This is a genomic window from Parvibaculum sp. (genome assembly GCF_035511255.1).
Lineage (GTDB): Bacteria > Pseudomonadota > Alphaproteobacteria > Parvibaculales > Parvibaculaceae > Parvibaculum.
In genome coordinates, this window is record NZ_DATKFR010000212.1 from 1 (window position 1) to 2,212 (window position 2,212).

The 2,212-nt window shown below is 64.6% G+C and carries 2 protein-coding genes; both read left to right on the forward strand.

Annotated features, from left to right (window positions below; translation table 11 throughout):
- Positions 1 to 308 precede the first annotated feature (308 nt).
- Positions 309 to 1,079, forward strand: a complete 771-nt coding sequence (locus VMR03_RS08500; RefSeq protein WP_325404192.1) for an IclR family transcriptional regulator — start codon at positions 309 to 311, stop codon at positions 1,077 to 1,079.
- A 153-nt stretch (positions 1,080 to 1,232) separates the two neighbouring features.
- A partial coding sequence (locus VMR03_RS08505; protein WP_325404194.1) for a ferritin-like domain-containing protein occupies positions 1,233 to 2,212 on the forward strand: 980 nt, incomplete at its 3' end.

The window sequence follows — 2,212 nt, forward strand, 5'->3', positions numbered from 1 at the left end:
CGCCGGCGAGGATGTAGCCGACGATGGCGGGCTGGCGCAGGCGGATCAGCACGAAACCGCAGCCGAGCGCGATGACGATCAGCAGGGTGACGGAATTGAGGTTGAGGGCGTCTTCCATAATCTCCGGGCATCCGAATCGGCCCCATCATCGCGCAGACGAACCCCGTCGAGAAGGGCCACCCGCGCCGGACGCGTTGTCGTCAGCCCCTCTTCCGTCGTTGCGAGCGGACGCGAAGCAATCCAGTCTGTCTTCCTGACTTTCTGGATTGCCGCGCCCCTTCGGGGCTCGCAACGACGATTTCCGATAGATGGCCCAGTACGAGAACAGCTCTATCGACAAGGCGCTGGCGCTGATCGAACGCCTGTCCGGCGAGCGGCGGCCGATGAGCCTTGCCGAGATCGCCAAGGCAGAGGGCATGAACCGTTCGACCGCCTTCGGCCATCTCGCCGTGCTGGTCCGCCACGGCTATGTGCGCAAAGACCCGGAGGACGGGCGCTATACGCTCGGTCACAAGATTTTCCGGGTCGCCGACCGGGTGACGCTGATGGCGACACTCTCCCACGCGGCGCGCGGCATGGTGCTCAGGGCCGGCACGGCGCTCGGGGAGACCGTCTTCATCGCCGTGCTCGACGGCACCCAGGCGATGCAGATCGACCCGGCGCGTGCCATCGACCTCGGCACCAGTGGATTGATGAAGCTGCCGCGCCGCGACGCGCATGCCTGCGGCGACGGACAGGTTCTGCTCGCCTATCGCGAAAGGGCCTATGTGCAGTCGCTCTATCGCGACCATCCGCCGGCGGCACTGACGCTGAAGACGCCGCGCAGCGTGCGGGCGCTCTTCGATCTCTCCGAGCGCATCCTTGCCGAAGGCTATCGCTACGAGCAGGGCGAATTCGACGCGGCGACGGCGACGCTCGCCGTGCCCATCTTCGGCAATCCCGGCCTGTCGCGCTTCGTGGTCGCCGTGACCGCGCCTTCCAACCGGCTGACCGAAGCCCGGGCGAAAGCAGCCGTGCCGGTGCTGCAGGGTCTTGCCGACGAGCTCGGCCGCCAGATGCGGGACCCCGACGAGGCCTGACAAAGACCCCTTTGCCGTTTGCTATTTCCAAACGATCGGCCGATTGCGGTTTGGCCCTGCGGCAGACTGGCGCAGATTTGGGGCGAGGCTGGCGCGCGACCCCGCGCCGGGCAGAGGAACATGCCCCCAACAAGACCCAACGGAGGACCGAACTTGAGCAAGGACATCACAAAGGACGCCGCCTACGACGCCGTGGCGCCGGACGACTTTCCCGCGATGATGGATGTGGAGCGCTACGGCCGCCGCTCGACCGCCTTCGACAAGATCATCTCGGCGACGCATGACCATTTCTGGGATCCGCTGGACAAGAAATATATCGACTTCGACCAGCCCTTCGACATGGACAAGGAGCCGATCATTCCCTTCGGGCAGGTGCTCGAGCTGCAGCTTCCGCTCGCCGAAAAGCTGACCGAGGAGCAGAAGATCCAGTTCGCCAACGAGTCGATGCGCTGGACGCTGTCGTCGATCCTGCATGGCGAAGCGGGCGCGCTCGCGCTGTCGGCCTCGCTCTGCCACATCCTGAAGGATCCGGGGGCGCAGGAATACGCGGCGAACCAGACGCGCGAAGAGGCGCGCCACGTGACGGGCTTTGCGAAATATATCGAGGCGCGCTGGGGCAAGCCCTTCCCGGTCGGGCCGACGCTCGGCAATCTGCTCACCGAAATGGTTCTGGCGCCGGAGGTCTACAAGAAGATCGTCGGCATGCAGATGCTGGTCGAAGGCCTCGCCATGGGCGCCTTCGCCTCGCTCTACACCTATGCGAACGATCCGCTGCTGAAGCATCTCTGCCAGCTCGTGATGACCGACGAAGCCTTCCATCACAAGTTCGGCAAGATCTGGGCCGACCGCACCATCCCGAAGCTCAACGAGGAAGAGCGCAACATCATCGAGGACTGGGCCGCGACCTGCTTCCAGACGCTGCTCTTCAACCTCGGTTCGCCCGAACAGAAGAAATACATGTATGCCCGCTTCGGCCTCGACTGGCAGGAAGTCCAGGCGCAGCTCATCGCGGCGCGGACCGACGAGGTGCGGCGCAAGGCGATGAAGAGCAGCACGAATATCTTCCGCGTGTTGATCAAGACGCTCCTCAAGGGCGGCATCATCACCGACCGCACCAAGGCCTTCTATGCCGT